This window comes from Xanthomonas sp. NCPPB 1826, assembly GCF_056725285.1.
Genome location: NZ_CM161521.1, coordinates 1,641,652 through 1,661,901 on the forward strand (window position 1 = coordinate 1,641,652; position 20,250 = coordinate 1,661,901).

Consider the following 20,250-nt stretch of genomic DNA (forward strand, 5'->3'; position numbering starts at 1 on the left):
GAGCATGCCCATGCGTTACGCCCATCTATCCGTGTTGTTGCTGATTGCGTTTTGCGCACTGCCGGCGGCAGCGCAGACCACCGTGAAGCAGAGTCATCCACTAACGCGCGGCGGGCGCGTGGAGCTGGACAACATCGCCGGGCAGATCCGCGTGCGCGGCTGGGACCGCGACGACGTGGCGCTGACCGGTACCCTGGGCGAAGGGCAACGCCTGGAGGTGGATGAAAGTCCGGACCGGCTGCAGTTCGAGGTGATCTACCCGCGTAGCAACCGCAACAGCAGGGGGGCTCAACTGGAGCTGCGGGTTCCGCGCGCGGCGCTGCTGGAGGTGGAGGCGGTGAGTGCCTCGGTGGATGTCGATCAGGTCGATCTGGCGCGGTTGCAGCTCAAGTCGGTCAGCGGCAACGTGGTCGCAGCCGGACGCGCCAGGGAAGCGCAACTGGAAACCGTCAGCGGCGCGCTGCGCAGCACGGTGGCCAGCGCACGGCTGAGCCTGGGCACGGTCAGCGGGCAGATCGATGCGCCGGCCGGCGCCAGCGGCGTAGTGTCGGTCGAGTCCGTTTCCGGCCAGATCCGGGTCGGCGCGGGGCAGGTATCGCAGCTGCGCGCCGAGAGCGTGTCCGGCGCAACGGCGCTGACGGTGGCCGGTCTGGCGCCGGGCGGCAGCATCGCTGCAGAGAGCGTCAGTGGCGCGATCAGCCTGGGCGTGCCGCGCAACGTGTCGGCAGCGCTGCAGGTAGAGGTGTTCAGCGGCGACATCCGTTCGGTGGCCGGGCAGGTGGAGCGGCCGGAGTACGGCCCGGGCAAGAGCCTGAGAACCCGGCTGGGTGCCGGCAATGGTGACATCAAGCTCGAGTCGCATTCCGGTTCGGTGCGCATCGATTACGGCAACTGAGCGGCTGCGCCAACTGCGGCCGGAAACGAACGTGCCACCTTGCGGTGGCACGTCGGTACAACGCTTCGGCTTGTGGCGGGTGACGCTTAGGCGATCTTGTCGCCATCGTTACGCGCAGGGCCGAAGTTGGTGGTGAGCACTTCGATCCGGCCGCCGGTCTTGCGGAACGCGGCGATGTCGGCAGCGATGCGCTCACGACTGAGCGGCTGCGACTTGCCTTCGCTGCGAGCGATGCTGGGCTGGGATTTCTGCTTGGTCGCGGGACGTGCCATGTGGCCTCCTGTAGCGGGGAAGTGCGATGACACCGCGTGCGGCTAGGGTGGCGCGCGCGGAAGCGGTGTCGAGAAGTGCGGTCGCGTTCGGTGCGCAATCGCGGCGGCACGGCAAGCGTGCCTTGCTGACAAGCCGGCTAAGCGGTGTGCAGCAACCGTGCATTGTAACGGATAGGCGCCCGCGTTGCCTAACCGTCCGACGGACGGGCCTGGCGTGCCGCCGCCCAGGCCAGGCCCTGCACCACACCGAAGGACGGATCGCCCTGCACCAGGCGCGATTCCGGGAACGCGGCTGCCACCGTGTCGCGGATATAGCCGGCACGCGACATGCCGCCGGTGAGGAACAGCGTGGCCGGCGGCGCGTCCAGGTCGGCACGGACCTGTGCAAGCAAGCCTTCCAGTTCGCCCAGGTAGCTGGAAGCGGACGCAACCAGCGCGCTGGCCTGCACCTCCACCTCCAGCCCGCGTTCGATGAAGTCCAGCCCGGCCTGGTGCTGGTCGCGCTCGCTGAGCGCGATCTTGCAGGCTTCCACGCCGCGGTACAGGCGCGCGGTGTTGCCGGTGTCCTGCAGCGCCTGCAGGCGCTTGTCGAACGGGGCAGGGACGTCCTGGTACTTGTGCAGGCGGAATTCGCGTTGGCGGGTCATGTCCTGCACCATCGCCGCCTCCACGTAATGGTGGGTGGGCACGCGGGTGATGCCGCGGCCGAACAGCGGCATGTAGGCGGCCAGACTCAGCGCCAGATCGATATCGGTACCGCCGCGCGCGATGCCCCAGGCGCGGTGCACCTGCGGCGCGGCGCTGCCGCCGACGCTGGCATGGGCGATGTCGGTGGTGCCGCCGCCGATGTCCACCACCACGGTGTCGTGACGGCTGTCGTGGCTGACGTGGTAATGCATCGCGGCCGCTGCGGGTTCTTCGAGGAAATCCACGCTGTCGAAGCCGGCCGCGATGGCGGCGGTCTGCAGAATCTCCAGCGCCTGCGCGTTGCCGGCCTCGCCGATGGAACTGCGGAACTGCACCGGGCGGCCCAGCGTGGCGCTGCGGATATTGAAGTCGAACTGGCGCGAGGCAGTGAGCCGGATGTGTTCCAGCACATGCGTGGCGATGCCGGTGATGGTCTGGCGCGCACGCGGATGCAGGTTATAGCCCAGCATCGATTTGGGGCTCTGCACCAGGCTGCCTTCGCCTTCCAGGAAATATGCATCCAGCGCTTCGTCGCCGTAGACCGCGTTCTGCAGCAGGGCGGCGGAGCTGCGCGGCTCGCGCACCTGCTCTTCCATCCACTGGCGGCGCACGATGCGGATCGCGTCGCGGCGCAGGCTGTCGTTGCTGGACGTGCGGCCAGCCGCGGCGGCGTCGCGACGGCCGGAGTCGATCAGCCGTTCGACTTCGTACTCCAGCGCCGGGGTCAGGCTGAAATCGTCCGGGTCGCGCATGGTCTCGGGGAAATACACCGTGGTGCGGAACTGCAGGGCCTCGCCGAAGCGCACCGGTACCACCTGGCCATCGACGATCGCCGCAGCGGCGGAGTTGCTGGTACCGAAGTCGATGCCGAGTTTCATGCAAGCGGGCCTGTGAGCGGGCCGCGCACTTTACTACTTCTGCCGCCGGCGACGCCCATCGCGCTGCGTTCGGACGTCGCAGCAGCCGAACTGCCGCATGCCCGCAGGCACGCGGCGCACCCCATCAGGCCGCGACGCTGGCGACCTGGCCTTCGTTCAGTTCTTCGGTGGTGGCTTCGCGCACCTCGATGACTTCGACCGCGAAATGCAGGGTCTGCCCGGCCAGCGGATGGTTGCCGTCGACGGTGACCTGCTCCGGGCCCACCTCGGTGACGGTGACCAGCACCGGGCCTTGCTGGGTGCGCGCCTCGAACTGCACACCCGGCACGACCTCGACATCGGTCGGGAACGCCTTGCGCGGCACCTGCTGGATCAACTGCTCATGGCGCGGGCCATAGCCTTGTTCGGGCACGACATCGGCAGTGAGTGTCTCGCCGACGCGCTTGCCGTCCAGCGCCTGTTCCAGGCCGGGCACGATGTTGCCGGCGCCGTGCAGGTAGCTCAATGGCGTGTCCGGCGTCGAACGGTCCAGGACCTGGCCGCTGTCGTCGGAAAGGGTGTAATGAATGGTCGCAACGCGACCCTGGCTGATTTCCATCGGAAACCTCCATGACTTGTGATCGAGTGGGATGCGTCGGCTGACTCACGACGCCAAGAGGTGGTGCCCGCATACCGTAGGCAATCGACCCGGATGATGCAACCGCAGCCGGGGCTGCGGTTAGGGCGAGGATCAGCTTGGTGGTGACGATGTCACCGCTGCGATGCAGCTGCTTCCTGCGCGATGCGTCGGTGCGAAGATGAGCCGATCGATGCGCGTCACGCGCGGCGTTTGGCCGCGTGGCGATGCACGCATTCCACGCCCTGCCGTGCGCTAATCCTTCTCGGCGCCACGTTCGATCTGGGCGCGGCGCGCGTGCCAGGTTTCCGGCGTCTGCGGCTTGATGAACAGCGCGGTGAGCTCGGGGTGCTGACGCTTGGCGGCCGCTTCGATGCGCCCGACGCAGGCTTCGATCTGTGGCGTGGTGCGGCTGTCTTCGAACTCGGCGCTCAACGCGGCAACCACCTGGTTCGGCCCCATCTGCATGGTCAGTACGCCGTTGGCGGCGCGCACATCCGGATCGCTGGCGGCAATGCGCAGCAGCGATTCGGTGACGTGCGCATGCGCGGGTTCGCCGATCAGCAGGCCCTTGGTTTCGCGCGCCAACAGGAATGCGGTGAAGGCCAGCACGCAGGCGATACCGATCGAGGCGATGCCATCGAGTTCGGGCATGTCCAGCAGCTGTGCGCCGGCCAGGCCAAGCACCGCCATGAACAAACCGATCAAGGCGGCGCTGTCTTCGAGCAGCACGGTGAACGTGCTGGGATCCTTGCTCTGCCGGAATGCCTGGAAATAGCCCATGCGGCCCTTCTTGGCGCGGAATTCGCGCAGCGCCACCACCCAGGAAATGCCTTCGAACACGATCGATACACCGAGCACGATGTAGGCGAGCAGATGGCTCTTGGCCGGCTCGGGATTGCGCAGATGCACGATGCCCTCGTACAGCGACACGCCTGCGCCCATCGCGAAGACCAGCAGCGCGACGATGAAACTCCAGAAGTACAGCTCACGCCCGTAGCCGAACGGATGGGTCGGCGAGGGGGCCTGCGCGGCGCGGCGAAGGCCATACAGCAGCAGCACTTCGTTGACGGTGTCCACCAGCGAGTGCACGCCTTCGCTGAGCATCGCCGAGCTGCCCGAAATGCCTGCGGCGATGAATTTTGCGATCGCGATGGCAAGGTTGCCGGCCAGCGCGACATAGACGACCAGATGCGAGCCGGTTTTCTTTGCCGCGCCCGGTTTGCCAGCCGCAGGCGCGGTGGATCCTGGCGCAGCGCCGGGGGCTTGGGGAACCGATGGGTTGGGCACGTGCGACCTGCAGGGCATTCGACAAGCGCTGCACTATCGCGCCGGCGCCGTGCCGGAGACGTGATCGCGCGGCCGGGAGGCTACAATCCACGCCCATTTTGAACCTAGGAATCGCATGTCTTCCGTTCCCGCCTGCCCGCAATGTGGCCTGGACAATACCTATGCCGATGGCGCGTTGCTGATTTGCGCAGACTGCGGCTTCGAATGGAGCGCGGGCGAGTCCGCCGCGACTGCGACGGTGGTGCGCGACAGCAACGGCAACCTGCTGCAGGCCGGCGACACGGTGACCGTGATCAAGGACCTGAAGGTCAAGGGCTCATCGATTCCGCTCAAGCAGGGCACGCTGATCCGCAACATCCGCCTGGTCGAGGACGATGCCGAGCACATCGAAGGCAATTCGGAAAAGATCAAGGGCCTGGTGCTGAAGACTTGTTTCCTGCGCAAGGCCTGAGGCTGTTGCGGAGGCTGCAACACCGCCTGCAGCGTGTGTAGGAGCGCGCTTGCGCGCGATGAAGCGGTATCGATACCGCCTCATCGCACGCACGCGCGCTCCTACGTTGCGGCATGCTCAATCGCGCGGATACACCGCCGCCACTGTGCAACTCTGGCGCATCCGCGCGGCCAGGCCGCCACGCGTGGTGCTCAGATCGCCCTGCTGGCCGGATCCGGCAGCCGCGCCGGCAAGCGCCATTTCGTCGAGCACATCGACCTTGTCGCCGGGATTGCCGCAGATCGCATTCAGGCCCATGCCGGAGACGAAGCGGATCGGCGGCGCGCCGCTGAGTTCTCGGCAGCTGTCCATCAGTTCGACACGGTAGTGGCGATGCGTGCCGGGGTGACGTGGCGAGACTTCCACCACCAGGCCCTGGCCGTCTTCCGACCACGAACGCAGCATGCTGGGATTGAAGCAGTAGCTGGACGAGCCGGCGAAATTGCGCCGGCGCGCTTCGCGCACGCTGACCCCGTCCAGGGTCGGAATGCCGCTGTCGCGTTGTCGTGCCGCACTGGCGTATTCGCGCGCACTCAGTGTGGCGATCTGGCTGACCGCGCAGTGCTGCTGGCCCGAGCTCACGTATGCCGGCGCACCGTTGCAGACCCAGCCGTGCGCCGCCAGCAGGCTCGCATCCGCTTGTGCGGCCAGTAGCGGGCAGTCCTGCGCCAGGCTGATGCGGAACAGCCGCCCGCCCTGTTCGGCCACTGCCAGTGTGCGCGGATCGGCTTGATGCAGCTCCGTCACCTTGCGCGCATCCAGGCATTCGGCGTTTGGTGCGGCAGGGCGCAGCGACTCGGCCGCTGCGGTGGATGACGCGTAACCGAATAGCGTGCTGCCGAGCAGAACCGCAGTGAGTAAACGCATCACGCACATCCTTGGCAATGAGGGATGTCCGCATCATCTGCCAAGCAGGTCGCGCTGACAATCGCAGCAACGCGCGTCGGGTCGCGCGCTCAACGACGCCGGGCGGGCGGCCAGTGCTCGGCACCGCCAGCGCATACGAGTGCATGCCGATGCTGGGCTGCACGCATGTGCGCGCGAGCTCACGCGCAGCTTGCAACTCGCCGCCGTGATAACGCGGCGCAGCCTGCGCTCAGGGCGCCTCGGGCGGGTCCGAATCCAGCACCTGCAGCTTGCCGCCGGTGGTTTCGGGAAGGATGCGTTGGTCGGTGGCCACCAGCACCACACCAGGCGTCAGCAGCGGCAGCAGGCCGGCAAGGAATGCCGGCGGCACCTGCAGCCGCGCGATGGTGTCGGCATCCAGCGGCTGTCCTGCCGCGGCGCTGCTGCCGGGGATGCCGATGCGCATCCAGTTGGGCATGCGTTGACCGGGCAAGCCGGGCACTTCGCCAGGCAGGAAGCCCTGGCCGACGATGAACGCCTGCGTGCCCAGCGGCGCGGCGCCGGTCTGCGCGCGCAACGCCACCTGCGCGCGTCCGATTTCCACGCCGTTGCGATACACCACCAGTTGCTGATCGCTGCTGCTGACCAGCATCGAGATCGGGCCGGTGGGTGCCAGCGCCGGTTGCCATGCAAAGCTCTGGCCGTTGGGCAGCGGCAGCAATGCCCGCTGCGCGCCGGTGGCCGGGTCGATCGGGCTGAGCGCACGGGGATGCACCACCGCGTCCGCATCCACACCGGCCTGCGCGACCACCACCACCATGCCCATGTTGGAATTGTCGAACAGCAGCCGCGCGAATTCCGACGGCAGATGCACGCAGCCATGCGATTCCGGGTAACCGGGCAGGCCGCCTGCGTGCAGGGCCACGCCGTCCCAGGTCAGGCGTTGCTGATAGGGCATGGGCGCGGCGTTGTAGAGGTTGGAGCGGTGGTCCTTGTCCTTCTGCAGGATGGTGAACACACCGGTCGGTGTCTCGTGCCCGGGCTTGCCGGAGCTGATGGTGGAAACGCCGATCAGGATGCCGTTGCGATACGCATACGCGCGTTGCTCGGTGAGGCTGACAATCACCGCCATCGGCCCCCAGCCCTTGCTGACGCCGCCCCAGATCCATTCGCCCGGCTTGAGGTCGGCCGGCGCCGTTTCGGCAGGGCTGGACTGGCGCGCGCCCCAGAACGGCACCGCAAGCGCTGGCCCGCAGACCAGCAGCGTGCAAAAAACAATGGCAGTGAGCAGGGGCCGCATCGGCATTCCAGAGGGCAGTGTCGGCACGATCCTAGCGGGGCCGGGTGTACGCGTCATGTGGTTGCTACCGGTATGGCTACGTTGCGAAGGCATCCGCGTTGCGAGGGGGGCGTGCTGTGTACGCGTTTGCGTATTCGCCGAGCCTGGGGCGAATACACGCACAAGCGCCTGGCCTTGCGCGCCGGTTCAACGATTGAGTTGGCAGATGCACGATGGCCGCCGCCTAGCGCTAGGCGATCGGGCAAGGGATGCGTATCGCGCTTGCACGAAATACCGGGCCGGCGACGTGCTCATGTCCAACGTGCGCGTGCGGACCGGTCGATCCGCTGTGGCGGCGAGACCTGGTGCGGCTGACAAAACGGAGCGAGCAGGCGTCAGGTGAGTGCGGACGGCGCGCAGCAACCGGAATGTACGCGTGGTACATCCCGATTCCGGACATCGGCCGCGCCTGCCTGGCGGTGAGCGCAGGCGTCTTGCAGCCGCGCTCAGTTCGGCAGGGCGGGGTAGTCGGTGTAGCCCTTGGCACCGCCGCCGTACAGGGTGGCCTGGTCGAGCTCGGCCAACGGGGCGTTCTCGCGCAGGCGACGCACCAGATCCGGGTTGGCGATGAACGGCCGGCCGAAGGCGATCGCATCGGCGTAACCGCTGTTGATGGCGTGGTCGGACAGCGCCTTGTCGTAGCTGTTGTTGGCGATCCAGGCGCCGTCGAACTTTGCGCGCAGCGCGGCATAGTCGAAGGCGACGTTGTCGCGGGCACCGCCGGTTGCGCCTTCGATCACGTGCACGAAGGCCAGCCCGCCGATCAGGTTGAGACGCTCCACCGCACGTTCGAACAGCGGCTGCGGATCGGAGTCATGCATGCCGTACACCGGTGTGACCGGCGACAGCCGCACACCGGTGCGTTCGGCGCCGATCTCGTCGGCGATCGCCTGCACCACTTCGGTCAGCAGGCGGGTGCGATTTTCGATGTCGCCGCCGTACGCGTCGGTGCGCCGGTTGGAGCCGTCCCGCAGGAACTGGTCGAGCAGGTAGCCGTTGGCCGCGTGCACTTCCACACCATCGAAACCGGCATCGATGGCGTTGCGCGCAGCGATGCGGTAGTCCTCGATCAAAGCGGGGATTTCGTCCAGCGCCAGCGCACGCGGCTCGGAGACATCCTGGAAGCCGTCCTTGGTGTAGGTCTTGCCTTCGGCGCGGATGGCGCTGGGCGCGACCGGCGATTCGCCCGGCGGCAGCACGCTGGTGTGCGAGACGCGGCCCACATGCCATAACTGCAGCACGATCTTGCCGCCACGGCGATGCACCTCATCGGTGACCGCACGCCAGCCCTGGACCTGCTCGGCGGTATGGATGCCGGGCGTATCCAGGTAGCCCTGACCCAGCGGGCTGATCTGCGTGCCCTCGGCCACGATCAGGCCGGCACTGGCGCGTTGGCCGTAGTACTCGGCGGCGAGCGGCGAGGGCACCTGCCCGGCGGCGGCGCGATTGCGCGTCAGCGGCGCCATGATCACGCGGTTGGCAAGATCCAGCGCGCCCAGGCGCACGGGGGAGAACAACGGGGATTCAGTGGATTTGGACATCAGCAACCAATTGGGTGTGGATCACGCGCCAGGCGCGACACCGCGCCGATCGCGAGTGCCCCCTAGCGATGGTGGCGGAGCAAAGCGGATTCGAGCGATAGCGATAGGACACAGCGTCTCCTGGCGCGTCGAAAGCGGCCAGACTGTGACGTGCCGGGGCTTGGCGCTGAATCGCAGCAGGCGCCGTGCTTCCGTCGATTGCTGCGTTGCACAATAATAAGCCGCCCCGTCATTCTGGAGTCGGGCATGTCCGATACCGATCTTTCAACGCCGCCCGTGTCACGGCGCGATTACGTGCTGATCCTGTTTGCGTTGGCGATGGGCGGCTTTGCGATCGGCATCAGCGAATTTTCCACCATGGGCCTGATGACCCAGATTGCGCAGGGCCTGCAGATCAGCGAGCCGCAGGTCGGCCACGTGATCAGCGCCTATGCGCTGGGCGTGGTGGTCGGTGCGCCGTTGCTGGCGATCATTGGCGCGCGCTGGCCGCGGCGCACCTTGTTGCTGCTGCTTATGGTGTTCTACGCGCTGGGCAATCTGGCCAGTGCACTGGCGCCGAGCTATCACACGATGTTGCTGTGCCGTTTCATCGCCGGCTTGCCGCATGGCGCGTACTTCGGCGTTGCTTCACTGGTGGCCGCGTCGATCAGCCCGCCCAACCAACGCGCCACTGCGGTGGGCCGGGTGTTGCTGGGCCTGAGCATCGCCTTGCTGGTCGGCAATCCGTTGGCGACCTGGCTGGGCCAGATCGTGAGCTGGCGGTGGGCCTATGCGGCGGTGTCGGTGCTTGCGCTGTGCACGGTTGCGGCAGTGGCGGCGCGCCTGCCGCCTGCGCCGGACGAGCCGCGGCAACAGCCGTTGCGTGAGCTGCGCGCGTTCAATCAGCCGCAGGTATGGCTGGCCCTGGCGATCGGCGCGGTGGGTTTTTCCGGCATGTTCTGCGTCTTCAGTTATCTGGCGCCCACCCTGACCGCGGTGACCGGCGTGGAGCCGGCGCGGATCCCGCTGGCGATGGTGGCGTTCGGGGTCGGCGGCGTGCTCGGCAGCATCCTGGGCGGCTGGCTGTTCGACCGCATGCAGTTCCGCGCGGTGCCGGTATTGCTGGTGTGGTCGGTGGTGGTGATGCTGACCTTTCCGTTGGCTGCGCAGTCGGGCCTGTGGGTCTTCGTGTCCATCGTGGCGGTCGGCACCATGGGCGCACTGGCACCTGCACTGCAGACGCGTCTGATGGATGTGGCCGCGGAGGCGCAGACCCTGGCAGCGGCATCCAACCATGCCGCGTTCAATACCGCCAATGCGCTGGGCCCGTGGCTGGGCGGTATGGCGATCACGGCCGGGTGGGGATGGACCTCGACAGGCTACGTGGGCGCGGCCACTGCGCTGGGCGGCTTGCTGGTGTATGCGCTGGCGGTCTGGCAGGAGCGCCGCCAGCGCGCGTCGTTGGCGAGCTACTGAGGCGCTGCCGGCCTCGACTGCCTGCTGCAGTTAGAGTGATGAGTGGCAGAGCTGGCAGATGGCGTGCTGGTTGCGACGTTGGTCCGTACCGGACGCAAGGCCATATCCACGGCCAACTCACGAGCGCACGTCGAGACTGCATGCTCCACTGCAAGCGGACCGTACAGCGCCATGACCGAACACACGCCACCGCCCTGGAAGCGCGGCAAGCCCAAGGGTAAATCCGCCTCCACGCCGCTGACCGCAAGCCAAAAAGCCGCTGCCAAGCAGCGCGCCGAGGAGGCCGGTCGTCCCTATCCCAACCTGGTCGACAATATGTGGGCGAGCCGGCAGCCAAAGTAGGTTTGACCTGCTCTTGGCATCGATGAATCGCCATTCATTGCCTGCATGATCGCGTGAGGACAATCACCACATCACTCACATGTCGATTATGTGTATCCCGCCAAGCTAGGGCCGTACACAACGCAAAGGCATGCAATCAGCACATCGATTGCCTCATCCCCGAAAGCCAGCGCAAACGCATCCACAACTTGCGCAGCGCTGGCCCATCGCAACCAGGAGCGACACATGAGCATTCAGAGCAAGACCGAGCATAGCCTCAACGACCTCATCGCCATTTCCCGTGACGGCAAGGACTTCTACGAAGAAGCGGCCGCCAAGGTGGGTGATGCGGAACTTGCAACGTTGTTCCGCCGCATCGCCGGCGTGAAGTCCGACATCGTCAGCAATCTGAGCAGTGTGGTTGCGTCGGTCGGCGGCAAGCCGGAAACCAGCGGCACCATGGTCGGCAGCATGCAGCAGTTCTACGGCAAGGTGCGCGCCACGTTGGGCGATACCAAGTATGGCTACGTTGCCGAGCTGGAAGAGTCCGAAGACCGTCTGCTGAAGGCATTCGACGAAACCATCGCCGACCAGGACACCCCGGCCGCCGCACGCGATGCCGCACTGCGTCTTCTGCCGGAAGTGCGCGCATGCCACGACGTAATGCGTAACCGCAAGCATGCGATGAAGAACGCCGCATAAGCTGCGCGCGTGACCCCAGGCGCATCCAGGTGATGCAGCTTGCGGAGTGAACCGATAAAGGCGGAAACGGGCAGCGCAAGCTGCCCGTTTCTTTTTGTGTCGCAGGTGGCCAATGCTGCGCGATTGTTGTTCCACGCATTACACGCGTTCCACGTTTTTACATTGATGGTGAATGCGTGCCACGCATGCGTTTGGTCTGCTAGTATCCGCCGCCCTTCTTCCGGCAGGTCCGCGTACGCGGTCGTGGAATCAGCCCATGAAACAGCAGTTCCTGTACCTGTCTTCGGCCGAGGCGCAGTTGTCGCTTGGCCTTGGTGAGGAGAAGACCACCGAGCGGCTTTTCTTTGCGGTGATGGCCGATGCGACCACCGCCCAACGCGCCGCGGCAATCGCCGATGGGCTGCTGCACAACGGTCATGTCGACGGCAAGCCGCTGGCGCGCGAGCGCTTGCATGTGACCTTGCATCATCTGGGCGATTACGCGGGCGGCTTGCCGCCTTCGCTGGTGAGCCGCGCCAGTCAGGCAGCCGAGCGCGTGATGCTGGATGCGTTCGAGGTGGAGTTCGATCGGGTTGGCACCTTTGGTGGACGGCGCTCGCAGCTGCCATGCGTGTTGCGTGGCGAAGACAAGGTGCGCGGGCTGTACGAACTGCAGGGCGCGCTGGGCCGGCAGCTGGCGCATGCGGGCATTGCCGGCGACGCGCAGTACACGCCGCACATGACGCTGCTGTATTGCAACCAGTCATTGCCGCAACGGCGCTGCGATGCGCTGGCGTGGACAGTGCGCGAGTTCGCGCTGGTGCGCAGCTTCCTGGGCCAGTCGCGTTACCAGATCGAAGGGCAGTGGGCGCTGCGCTGATGTGCAGGCAGAGGCGTACGCGGTAGCCTGCGTGCATGGATGCCACCACCACACCATTGCCATTGCAGCCCGAGCACCTGGCCGCGCTCGAACAGGCCTATGCCACGCCACCGCGTGCCTATCACCACTTCGGCCATGTGCGTGCGCTGCTGCAGCACTACGCCGAGGTCGCCGCAGGGCCGGGTTGGCAGCAGCCTGTCGAGGTCTGGCTGGCGGTGCTGTTTCACGATGCGGTGTATCAGCCCGGACGCAGCGACAACGAGGCGGAATCCGCCAACTGGGCGGTGGACTGCATCCCGCGCTGGTGGCCGCAGGCATCGGTGGATCTGCAGCGCGTGCAGCGCCTGATTCTGCTCACCGCACGCCACGGACAACTGCAGCCGGCGGACGTGGACGCCGAAGCGGCGTTGTTCCTGGACTGCGACATGGCGATCCTGGCCGCACCGGCAGCGGTGTTCGATGCGTATGACGAGGGCATTGCCGCTGAATACCGTGGGCATGTCCCCAGCCTGCTGTTTCGGCTCAACCGCAGGCGCTTTCTGGCCGGCCTGCTCGAGCGTCCGCGCATCTTCCTGAGCGACTACTTCCATGCGCGCTGCGACGCTGCGGCGCGGGCCAATCTGCGCCGGCGACTGGGGCGCTGACCTGGCACGCTGCGCGCCGTGGTTCATCCAGGCGCAGCCGTGGCGCACGCTACAATGCGCGCATGCACGACCGCGCAGCTTCCGATCACGATCCACGCCCGCAGCCGCCCGAGCCGCCTGCGCCCAACGAGTGCTGCGAAAGCGGTTGCCCGCTGTGCGTGCACGATCTTTACGCGGAAGACCTGGCGCGCTACCGGCAGGCCTTGGCCGCCTGGGAAGCGCGTCAGCGAGCACATGCGCGATAAGCGAAGCGCCGCGCTTCGCGTGGCCGCCTGGAACGATTATCTTTGAACCACTTTTCCCGATGGTGCGACATGCGACGACTTGAGATGTGGAGCGCGCTCTGCGGCGCGGCGGTGTTGACGCTATCGGGCATGGCGGCTGCGCAGACCACGCAGCCAGTGAGCCACGGCCGCTTCGAGCAGGTGCCGGTGCTGATGCCCAAGGGCGAGCCGCAGCGCGTGGTGATCTGGCTGACCGGCACCGGCAACAACGTCAAGCGCCAGACCCAGGCAGAAAGCCTGCGTGCCGATGGCGCGATGGTGGCGATGGTGGATACCGCGCATCTGTACGCGGTGCTGCGCAAGGCCGGCGGTACCTGCGCGTTCTCGGTCGGCGATGTGGAAAATTTCTCGCGCTACGTGCAGGCCTTCTACCACATCCCCACCTACCGCCTGCCGCTGCTGGTCGGCGACGGCGAGGGGGCTGCGCTGGCCTATGCGATCGCGGCGCAAGCCAAGCCGCATGTGCTGGCCGGCGTGCTGACCGACGGGCTGTGCCCGGCGACGGTGTCCGACCAGGCGATCTGCCAGCCGGGCGTGCGCCCGGGCAGCAACACGCTGCTGCCGGTGCCGTTGCAGATTCCCTGGGTGCTTGCCGGCAGCCAGGACAAGCGTTGCCCGGCCGCGGCCGAAGACGGCTTCCTCAAGCAGGTGCCGCAGGCACGCACGTTCACGCGTTCGGCGCAGGGCGACATCCTGCCGGGCCTGCGCGCGGCGGCACGTTCGCTGGGCGAGCAGAAGGGCGTGGCGCTGCCGCCGCCACCGGGCGGGCTGGAAGATCTGCCGGTGGTGGAGCTGCCGGCCAAGCCCGATGGCGACAGCGACGACGACACCTTCGTGATCTTCGTCTCCGGCGACGGTGGCTGGGCAGGTCTGGACGAAGAGGTGGCCGATGCGTTAGCCGCGCAGGGCATCCCGGTGGTCGGCCTGGATTCGCTGCGTTACTTCTGGACCGAGCGCACACCGCAGGGCTTTGCCACCGATCTGGATCGCATCGCGCGTTTCTATGCGCAGCGCTGGCAACGTCAGCGGGTGGTGCTGATCGGCTTCTCGCAGGGCGCGGACGTGTTGCCGGCCGCGATCAACAAGCTACCGGCGCAGACCAAGCAGAACCTGCGCATGACCGCGCTGTTGTCGGTGGGCAAGCTGGCCGATTACGAATTCCACGTCAGCAACTGGCTGGGCTCGGACGACGAAGGCCTGCCGATCGCGCCGGAAGTGCAGCGGCTGCCCGCCGGCACCACCGTGTGCATCTACGGCCAGGACGATCAGGACGCGCTCTGCCCAAGCCTGTCGGCACAGGCCGCCAAGCGGGTCGCGCTGCCGGGTGATCACCACTTCAAGGGCGATTACGCGACCCTGGCCAAAGTGATCATGGAGCAGCTGCACGCGCTGTCGAAGCCGTAAGCGAGCGCGGCATGTCTGACCTGGTTCGGCCCAACTCCAGGCCGAACCAGGTCAACGACCTGGTTGTCACCATTCGGTTTGGCTCCCTGCAGCCCTGCAGGCCCCCGGCATTTCTTTCCGCAACCCACAACAACCGGTGGTGCTTGCGCGGGTACCGGCGTGGGACCTCGAGCGGCATGGATGCCGCGCCAGAGCCTACACGGACGTACTTGCGGCGTGTCCCACGCCGGTACGCGTGCAAGCGCCCGCAGTAGACCGAAGCATTCGCGTGGAACGCCAGATGTCGTGCGCAAGATTGATCGGTGTGCGGAGCTGGTCGGCGGCGCGGCGCCGCATCCGGTGCCGGGACACGCCGTGAATCCATCCCTGGAGGCTCGGTGGCGACATCCATGTCGCCACACGGTCCCGCCACCGGACGCGGCACCACGCTCCCGATACTGCTAGCGCTGATCGGCAGGCAATGCCTTCAGGCACACGTGCAAGCGCCCGCAGCAGAGCGAGGCATTCGCGTAAAACCGCAGGTATTGAGCGGCCTTACTCCTGCCGGCCCGGATCCGCCGAGATCAATCGGGTGACATCCAGTAGTGCCGCCGGCAGATGCATGCCGCCGGGCGCGACCAGATAACGCGGGCGCCAGGTCGGGGCAAACTTCGACTTGAAGCGGCGCAGGCCGCTGAAGCCATAGAAACGCTCGCCATGACGTGCGACCAGGCTGGCGAAGCGATTCCAGCGGCCGGCCAGGCGATGCTCGGCCAGGCCCGACAACGGCGCCATGCCCAGCGAGAAGCGCGTATAGCCGTTGGCTTGCCCCCACAGGAACAGCTCGATGAACAGGAAATCCATCGTGCCCTTGGGTGCCTGTGCGCTGTGCCGCATCAGGTCCACCGACAGCTCGCCGCCGGCCGGCGCCCACCACACGTTGGCGAAGGCCACGATTTCGCCTTCCGCCTCGGCCACTGCCACCGGGAAGCGGCGCAGGTAGTCCGCATCGAAGCTGCCCAGCGAGAAGCCCTTCTCTTCGCCGGACTTTTCTTCCAGCCATTGCTCGGACACTTCGGACAGACGCGGCAGTACCGCGTCCACCTGTTCGGGCTGCAGCATGCGGAAGGTCAGGCCGCCGCGCTTGCCGCGGTTCCAGGCCTGGCGCAGATCGGCGCGGTCGCGGCCCTCGAGGGTGAAGCCTTCCAGCGGCACGATCGCCTCTTCGCCCAGTTTGACCAGGGTCAGGCCCATGTCGAGGTAGGTCTGCCAGTATTTTTCGCCGACCTGGTAGAACACCGGGCGCAGGCCCATATGGTCGGCCTCCTCGCGGAAGCGCCAGATCAGTGCGCGCGCGACCTCGGGCGGGCCGACCGGGTCGCCCATCGAGATCAGCGAGCCGCCGTAACGCTGCATCATCACAAACCCGCGGCGCTGCTCGTCGAGCAGGAAGGCCTTGTCGCCGGTCAGCGCCAGGCAGGCCTGGGTGTCGGTACTGATGGCCAGGATCGGCGCCAGCGTCTGCAGGGTCTGCGCATCGGCGGACGGCATCGGGCGGCGGCCGCCACGCAGCAGGCGCGCCATGCCGAACACGATCACGCCCACGCACAGGATCAGCGCCGCGCGCAGCGCACGTGGCGCGTTGGCCGAGGTGGCGAACTCCCACCACAGGTCGTTGCTGTATTCGACGTGGCTGTAGACGAAGAACAGCAGCCAGAACGTGGCCACCAGCACCAGGCCAAGATTGCTCAGCCAGCGCCACGACCAGGCTTCGTCCAGCAGCGCGCCCTGGCGGTAGAACTCGCGGCGTGCCGCCCACAGCGCCACTGCGGCCAGTGCCGCCGACAACGACACCGAGATATGGCTGCCGCGCAACAGCGACAGCGGCGGCAGCAGGATGCACACGCCCAGCGCCAGCACCCAGGCCGCATGGCTGCGGCGTTGCAGGCCCTGGCCGATCAGCAGCAGCACCATGCCGCCCAGGCTGACCAGCAGATGCGAGGTTTCGATCAGCGGCAGCGGCGCCACTTCCTGGCGCGCACGCGGGGTGGGCAAGGTGCCGTCGATGACCAGCGCCGCACCCACTGCAAACACCGCCAACGCCAGGATTTGCGGCAACCACGGGCGCAAGGCCTTCCATACCGTGCGTGCAGTGCTGGCGCTGGCGCGCACCGGTGCGCCCAGGCCGGAGGCTGCCGCCATCGCCACCGAGATCAGTAGCGGCACGATGTAGTAGGTGACCCGGTAGGCCAGCGCGGCCGCCAGCACCGCGGCGGGGGTGACATGCGGCAGCAGCTTGAGCAGGCTCCACTCGAACACGCCTAGGCCGGCCGGCACCGTGGAGATCAGCCCGGCGACCACCGCCACCAGCCAGATGCCGATAAACCCGAAGTAGCCGGTGCCCGGGTCCGGCGGCAGCAGCACGTAGAACGCGGCGGCCGCCAGGCCCAGCTCGACCACGCTCAGCGCGGTCACGCCCAGCACCGTGGTGCGGTCGGGCAGCCAGAAGCGATGACTGCGGATCCCGAATTCGCGGCCCTGTCTGCCGACCAGCCCCAGCATCGCGACGTAGCCGACCAGCAAGGCGATGCCGGCGATACGAATGCCTTCTGCGGTGATCGGCAATGCACGTGCAGCCGCTTCCGGTTCCAGCAGCAGCGCCAGGCCAAGCAACACCCAGGCACCGAAGACGAAGCCCAGCGTGCTCATCAGCACCACTTGGCCGATCTCGGCCAGGGTCAGCCCGACGCTGCCATAGCCGCGCAGGCGGACCGCGCCGCCGGTCAGGGCGGCAAAGCCCAGCGTCTGCCCCACCGCATGCGCCATGAAGGCGGTGATGCCCACGCGCGCCGGATGCAGCCGCTTGCCGGTGCGCTTGAGCCCGACCCAGTCAAAGCCGACCAGGCAGGCGTAGCTGCTCAAGCCCAGCAACAGGGTGAGCGCGATCTGGCCGGCACCCAGTGCACGGAAGGCCTGGCGGATCTGCCGATAGCCATGGTCGGTGAATTGCCCCGACAGCGCGTGCAGCGCCATTGCCAGGATTGCCAGGCTGATGATCACCGGCAAGGCGCGGCGCCAGCCGCTGGCCGGCGCTTGGGAAGACACGGAGGTATCCGTCATGAGGGAAACGGGATCTGCTGAAGGGGAAGAAGGGCACATGCACGGTGCGTGCCGCGCGGGCGGTTGCTCTGCATGGGCCGGTCGGTGTCAAGGTACATGCAGGGTGATCGCGTGGATGCCGAATGAGGTGAACGCAGGGTTCGGTCGCGCCGACAGGTGTCGGCTCAGGACGGCCGCGCGCATCATAGGGCATCGCCGCGCCCACGTGCCGCAGGAGACCGATATGGACACGATGACTGTTGCAACACAGACAGGCTGCTGATGGAAGATCAACACAACAGCGGCACTGCGATGCCACCCGGGTCGGCCCGCCCGCCACGCTGGGCCGGGCAGGCCGGCGCAGTCGCCGCCTGCACGGGCCTGGCCTTCATCGCCTTGATCCTGCTGCTGCAATGGCTGCGCGGCGATCTGGACTGGATCGACGCACAGCTGAGCGCGTATCTGCACGGCGCCTATGGCCTGCTGTTGCGCACGGCCTATTGCGTGCTGGCTGCCGCGATGGCGTGGATGGCGCTGGGCCTGCATGCGGCACTTGCACTGCCCGCGCGCAGCCGCACCGTGGTGGGGCTGTTCTGGGCGGCGGCGGTGGGCCTGTGCATGGTGTCGATCGGCGATAGCTGGATGCCGGAGCTGGCGCCCGATGCGGCGATGCCGGTGCACCTGCTCTCGGCCGACATGACGTTTCTGTGCGTGATCGCGGCGGTGTTGCTGCAGTCCTGGTACTTCCGCCGCGACCGGATGTGGCAAGGCCACTTCGCCGCCGCGTTCGGCCTGGGGCTGTGCGCATTTGCGGTATTGCTGTTCCACGTCACGGTCACCAGCGCGCCGCTGGGCATCAGCCAGAAGAGCGCCATCGTGTTGATCGTGGCCTGGATGGTGCGGGTGGGGGCGTGGTTGGCGCAGCACATGCGCGCCGGGGCTGCACGTTTGCCGCATTCGCGGGACAATGCCCGGGTCAATCAACCGTAGGAAGTCTGAAAATGCTGCAGCGATTCGATGCGGGTCCGCGGATGTCGGAAATGACCGTCCATGGCGGCGTGTGCTACCTGGCAGGCCAGGTTGCCGAAGACACCAGCCAAGACATCACCGGGCAGACCCGCCAGGTGCTGGGTGAAATCGACAAGTTGCTCGCGCAGGCGGCCAGCGACAAGACCAAGATCCTGCGTGCGGAAATCTTCCTGGCCGACATCGCCGATTTCGACGGCATGAACAAGGCCTGGGACGAATGGGTGCCGCACGGCTTCACCCCGGCGCGCGCCACGGTCGAAGCCAGACTGGCGCGGCCGGAATGGAAGGTGGAAATCGTGATCACCGCTGCGGCGAGCTGATCGCAGCGCGGCGCGCGGCTCGATCGCGCGCCGACGCCGTGTCATCTGCGCGCATGCGCTCGGACATGCAGCGCAGCGTTGGTGGACGACAGCGGCGAAGAACCGCTCACACGTTTGCTTGGCAGGATCGCCAGCGCGCTTGTCGGCGCACCCCATGAGTGGAACGCCGACATGTCGCGCTTCACTCACGCGGGCCGCCTCGTCGTTTCGATGCGCGCGCGTGCGTAATCAGCGTTTGACGAAGCGGTAATGCGCCACGCCCCACTCGCGGCCCTGGTCGTAACCGAACAGCTCGGCGCAGGCCAGCCAGAACATCCGCCAGCGCTGCCACCAGCGCTGCGCATCGTCGCCATAGGTCTGCCGCAGTAGCGGCATGATCTGCTCGCGGTGGCGGTCCTGATTTTCCAGCCAGGCATTGGCGGTTTTTTCGTAATGCTCGCCCGACAGCACCCAGCGCTGTTCGATGACCACGTCCTGCTGGAAATGCAGCAGGGTATCGGCCGCCGGCATCAGCCCGCCGGTGAAGAAATGCCGTCCCATCCAGTTGTCTTCGCCGGCCACTTCGAACGGATAGGCCAGGTCGCGGTGGCAGAAGATATGCACGAACAGCTTGCCGCCTGGCGCCAGCCAGCTGCCGACGCGGGCCAGCAGCTCGCGGTAGTTGCGCATGTGTTCGAACATCTCCACCGACACCACGCGGTCGAAGTTGCCCGGCGGCAGCGCCAGCGCGTTGACGTCGGCGGTGATGACCTGCACGTTGCTCAATCCGCGCACCCGGCATTGCTCCAGGATGTGCGCGCGCTGCGGACGCGAGTTGGACACCGCGGTGATGGTGGCGCCGGGATAGCGCTCGGCCATCCACAAGGTCAGCGAGCCCCAACCGCAGCCCAGCTCCAGGATGCGTTGGCCATCGGCCAGTTCGGCGCGCTCACCGTACAGCGCCAGCATGCGTTCTTCGGCCGCATCCAGATCCGGCGTGGTGGCGTCCCAGTAGCAGCTGCTGTACTTGAGCCGGCGGCCCAGGCACAGGGTGAAGAACTGCGGCGGCAATTCGTAGTGCTGGCGATTGGCGGCATCGGTTTCGATCGCGATGGCGCTGGCACGCAGGCTGTCGATGAAGGCGCGTTGGCGTTCGCCGCTGGCGTCGGCACCGCCGGTGCGCTCATCGCGCAGGCGTTGCGCGCACAGCCGGCGGATGCCGTAACGCAATGCGGCGTCGGGGAGGACGCCGGATTCGGCCAGCCGGGTGGCGAAGGATTCTTCGGGCAGCGAGGAGGGCGGGACGGTGACGGTGGACATA

Annotated in this window: 20 protein-coding genes and 1 other RNA gene; 11 read left to right on the plus strand and 10 right to left on the minus strand. The window is 67.0% G+C overall.

Annotated features, from left to right (window positions below):
* Positions 1–10 precede the first annotated feature (10 nt).
* On the plus strand, positions 11–895 hold the full coding sequence (locus AC1PLA_RS07080; protein ID WP_481105862.1) for a DUF4097 family beta strand repeat-containing protein: 885 nt from the start codon (positions 11–13) through the stop codon (positions 893–895).
* 86 nt (positions 896–981) lie between these two features.
* Here AC1PLA_RS07080 and AC1PLA_RS07085 read toward each other — a convergent pair whose 3' ends face one another.
* The 4 genes from AC1PLA_RS07085 to AC1PLA_RS07100 form a co-directional block, all read right to left on the minus strand.
* The gene (locus AC1PLA_RS07085) at positions 982–1,167 is read right to left on the minus strand and encodes a hypothetical protein (protein ID WP_010366034.1); all 186 of its coding nucleotides are present in this window, start codon (positions 1,165–1,167) and stop codon (positions 982–984) included.
* A gap of 188 nt (positions 1,168–1,355) precedes the next feature.
* Positions 1,356–2,732 carry an Hsp70 family protein gene (locus AC1PLA_RS07090; RefSeq protein WP_481105863.1) on the minus strand — a complete coding sequence of 459 codons (1,377 nt, stop codon included), beginning with the start codon at positions 2,730–2,732 and terminating at the stop codon, positions 1,356–1,358.
* 124 nt (positions 2,733–2,856) lie between these two features.
* On the minus strand, positions 2,857–3,330 hold the full coding sequence (locus tag AC1PLA_RS07095; protein ID WP_481105864.1) for an FKBP-type peptidyl-prolyl cis-trans isomerase: 474 nt from the start codon (positions 3,328–3,330) through the stop codon (positions 2,857–2,859).
* Positions 3,331–3,603: 273 nt separating this feature from the next.
* Positions 3,604–4,638, minus strand: a complete 1,035-nt coding sequence (locus tag AC1PLA_RS07100; protein ID WP_257998706.1) for a cation diffusion facilitator family transporter — start codon at positions 4,636–4,638, stop codon at positions 3,604–3,606.
* 115 nt (positions 4,639–4,753) lie between these two features.
* Between AC1PLA_RS07100 and AC1PLA_RS07105 the strand changes: the two genes are divergently transcribed.
* Positions 4,754–5,089: a zinc ribbon domain-containing protein YjdM gene (locus tag AC1PLA_RS07105; protein ID WP_039520205.1), complete on the plus strand. Its 336-nt coding sequence runs from the start codon at positions 4,754–4,756 to the stop codon at positions 5,087–5,089.
* A gap of 117 nt (positions 5,090–5,206) precedes the next feature.
* Here the strand turns inward: AC1PLA_RS07105 and AC1PLA_RS07110 are convergent, their stop codons facing one another.
* The 4 genes from AC1PLA_RS07110 to AC1PLA_RS07125 all read right to left on the minus strand — a co-directional run bounded on the left by AC1PLA_RS07110 (position 5,207) and on the right by AC1PLA_RS07125 (position 8,854).
* On the minus strand, positions 5,207–5,995 hold the full coding sequence (locus AC1PLA_RS07110; protein ID WP_245230631.1) for a hypothetical protein: 789 nt from the start codon (positions 5,993–5,995) through the stop codon (positions 5,207–5,209).
* A 229-nt stretch (positions 5,996–6,224) separates the two neighbouring features.
* Entirely contained in the window at positions 6,225–7,280 is a 1,056-nt protein-coding gene (locus tag AC1PLA_RS07115; RefSeq protein WP_104573824.1) for a L,D-transpeptidase, read from the minus strand.
* A 342-nt stretch (positions 7,281–7,622) separates the two neighbouring features.
* A non-coding RNA gene (locus AC1PLA_RS07120) (sX9 sRNA) lies at positions 7,623–7,698 on the minus strand.
* A gap of 61 nt (positions 7,699–7,759) precedes the next feature.
* Positions 7,760–8,854: an alkene reductase gene (locus AC1PLA_RS07125; protein WP_026064809.1), complete on the minus strand. Its 1,095-nt coding sequence runs from the start codon at positions 8,852–8,854 to the stop codon at positions 7,760–7,762.
* A 246-nt stretch (positions 8,855–9,100) separates the two neighbouring features.
* Between AC1PLA_RS07125 and AC1PLA_RS07130 the strand changes: the two genes are divergently transcribed.
* From AC1PLA_RS07130 to AC1PLA_RS07160, 7 genes are all read left to right on the plus strand, one after another.
* Complete coding sequence (locus AC1PLA_RS07130; RefSeq protein WP_481105865.1) at positions 9,101–10,309, plus strand: MFS transporter; 1,209 nt, start codon at positions 9,101–9,103, stop codon at positions 10,307–10,309.
* 171 nt (positions 10,310–10,480) lie between these two features.
* Positions 10,481–10,651 carry a hypothetical protein gene (locus AC1PLA_RS07135; protein WP_039511547.1) on the plus strand — a complete coding sequence of 57 codons (171 nt, stop codon included), beginning with the start codon at positions 10,481–10,483 and terminating at the stop codon, positions 10,649–10,651.
* 225 nt (positions 10,652–10,876) lie between these two features.
* Positions 10,877–11,332, plus strand: a complete 456-nt coding sequence (locus AC1PLA_RS07140; protein ID WP_024937995.1) for a PA2169 family four-helix-bundle protein — start codon at positions 10,877–10,879, stop codon at positions 11,330–11,332.
* A gap of 256 nt (positions 11,333–11,588) precedes the next feature.
* Positions 11,589–12,191, plus strand: coding sequence for a 2'-5' RNA ligase family protein (locus tag AC1PLA_RS07145; protein ID WP_481105866.1), 603 nt, complete (start codon positions 11,589–11,591; stop codon positions 12,189–12,191).
* A gap of 35 nt (positions 12,192–12,226) precedes the next feature.
* Positions 12,227–12,835 carry an HD domain-containing protein gene (locus tag AC1PLA_RS07150; RefSeq protein ID WP_024937993.1) on the plus strand — a complete coding sequence of 203 codons (609 nt, stop codon included), beginning with the start codon at positions 12,227–12,229 and terminating at the stop codon, positions 12,833–12,835.
* A gap of 62 nt (positions 12,836–12,897) precedes the next feature.
* Positions 12,898–13,080, plus strand: a complete 183-nt coding sequence (locus tag AC1PLA_RS07155) for an oxidoreductase-like domain-containing protein (RefSeq protein ID WP_016903504.1) — start codon at positions 12,898–12,900, stop codon at positions 13,078–13,080.
* A 69-nt stretch (positions 13,081–13,149) separates the two neighbouring features.
* Positions 13,150–14,523: a virulence factor gene (locus AC1PLA_RS07160; RefSeq protein WP_026064579.1), complete on the plus strand. Its 1,374-nt coding sequence runs from the start codon at positions 13,150–13,152 to the stop codon at positions 14,521–14,523.
* Positions 14,524–15,057: 534 nt separating this feature from the next.
* Here the strand turns inward: AC1PLA_RS07160 and mprF are convergent.
* Complete coding sequence (gene mprF / locus AC1PLA_RS07165) at positions 15,058–17,622, minus strand: bifunctional lysylphosphatidylglycerol flippase/synthetase MprF (RefSeq protein WP_102583649.1); 2,565 nt, start codon at positions 17,620–17,622, stop codon at positions 15,058–15,060.
* Positions 17,623–17,883: 261 nt separating this feature from the next.
* Between mprF and AC1PLA_RS07170 the strand changes: the two genes are divergently transcribed.
* Positions 17,884–18,591, plus strand: a complete 708-nt coding sequence (locus tag AC1PLA_RS07170) for a DUF998 domain-containing protein (RefSeq protein WP_481105867.1) — start codon at positions 17,884–17,886, stop codon at positions 18,589–18,591.
* 11 nt (positions 18,592–18,602) lie between these two features.
* A complete protein-coding gene (locus AC1PLA_RS07175) occupies positions 18,603–18,950 on the plus strand; it encodes a RidA family protein (RefSeq protein ID WP_047125701.1) in 348 nt (115 codons plus the stop codon).
* Between the two features lie 228 nt (positions 18,951–19,178).
* On the opposite strand, the gene AC1PLA_RS07180 is transcribed toward AC1PLA_RS07175, so the two are convergent.
* Positions 19,179–20,249, minus strand: a complete 1,071-nt coding sequence (locus tag AC1PLA_RS07180; RefSeq protein ID WP_039528333.1) for an SAM-dependent methyltransferase — start codon at positions 20,247–20,249, stop codon at positions 19,179–19,181.
* Position 20,250 lies beyond the last annotated feature (1 nt).

Bases quoted from the DNA above. Each gene is read 5' to 3' on its own strand.
- AC1PLA_RS07175 (WP_047125701.1), top strand. From the start codon at position 18,603: ATGCTGCAGCGATTCGATGCGGGTCCGCGGATGTCGGAAATGACCGTC.
- AC1PLA_RS07140 (WP_024937995.1), top strand. From the start codon at position 10,877: ATGAGCATTCAGAGCAAGACCGAGCATAGCCTCAACGACCTCATCGCC.
- AC1PLA_RS07115 (WP_104573824.1), bottom strand. From the start codon at position 7,280: ATGCCGATGCGGCCCCTGCTCACTGCCATTGTTTTTTGCACGCTGCTG.
- AC1PLA_RS07110 (WP_245230631.1), bottom strand. From the start codon at position 5,995: ATGCGTTTACTCACTGCGGTTCTGCTCGGCAGCACGCTATTCGGTTAC.
- AC1PLA_RS07145 (WP_481105866.1), top strand. From the start codon at position 11,589: ATGAAACAGCAGTTCCTGTACCTGTCTTCGGCCGAGGCGCAGTTGTCG.
- AC1PLA_RS07155 (WP_016903504.1), top strand. From the start codon at position 12,898: ATGCACGACCGCGCAGCTTCCGATCACGATCCACGCCCGCAGCCGCCC.
- AC1PLA_RS07125 (WP_026064809.1), bottom strand. From the start codon at position 8,854: ATGTCCAAATCCACTGAATCCCCGTTGTTCTCCCCCGTGCGCCTGGGC.
- AC1PLA_RS07180 (WP_039528333.1), bottom strand. From the start codon at position 20,249: ATGTCCACCGTCACCGTCCCGCCCTCCTCGCTGCCCGAAGAATCCTTC.
- AC1PLA_RS07090 (WP_481105863.1), bottom strand. From the start codon at position 2,732: ATGAAACTCGGCATCGACTTCGGTACCAGCAACTCCGCCGCTGCGGCG.
- AC1PLA_RS07170 (WP_481105867.1), top strand. From the start codon at position 17,884: ATGGAAGATCAACACAACAGCGGCACTGCGATGCCACCCGGGTCGGCC.
- AC1PLA_RS07135 (WP_039511547.1), top strand. From the start codon at position 10,481: ATGACCGAACACACGCCACCGCCCTGGAAGCGCGGCAAGCCCAAGGGT.
- AC1PLA_RS07085 (WP_010366034.1), bottom strand. From the start codon at position 1,167: ATGGCACGTCCCGCGACCAAGCAGAAATCCCAGCCCAGCATCGCTCGC.
- AC1PLA_RS07095 (WP_481105864.1), bottom strand. From the start codon at position 3,330: ATGGAAATCAGCCAGGGTCGCGTTGCGACCATTCATTACACCCTTTCC.
- AC1PLA_RS07080 (WP_481105862.1), top strand. From the start codon at position 11: ATGCGTTACGCCCATCTATCCGTGTTGTTGCTGATTGCGTTTTGCGCA.
- mprF (WP_102583649.1), bottom strand. From the start codon at position 17,622: ATGACGGATACCTCCGTGTCTTCCCAAGCGCCGGCCAGCGGCTGGCGC.
- AC1PLA_RS07105 (WP_039520205.1), top strand. From the start codon at position 4,754: ATGTCTTCCGTTCCCGCCTGCCCGCAATGTGGCCTGGACAATACCTAT.
- AC1PLA_RS07160 (WP_026064579.1), top strand. From the start codon at position 13,150: ATGCGACGACTTGAGATGTGGAGCGCGCTCTGCGGCGCGGCGGTGTTG.
- AC1PLA_RS07130 (WP_481105865.1), top strand. From the start codon at position 9,101: ATGTCCGATACCGATCTTTCAACGCCGCCCGTGTCACGGCGCGATTAC.
- AC1PLA_RS07150 (WP_024937993.1), top strand. From the start codon at position 12,227: ATGGATGCCACCACCACACCATTGCCATTGCAGCCCGAGCACCTGGCC.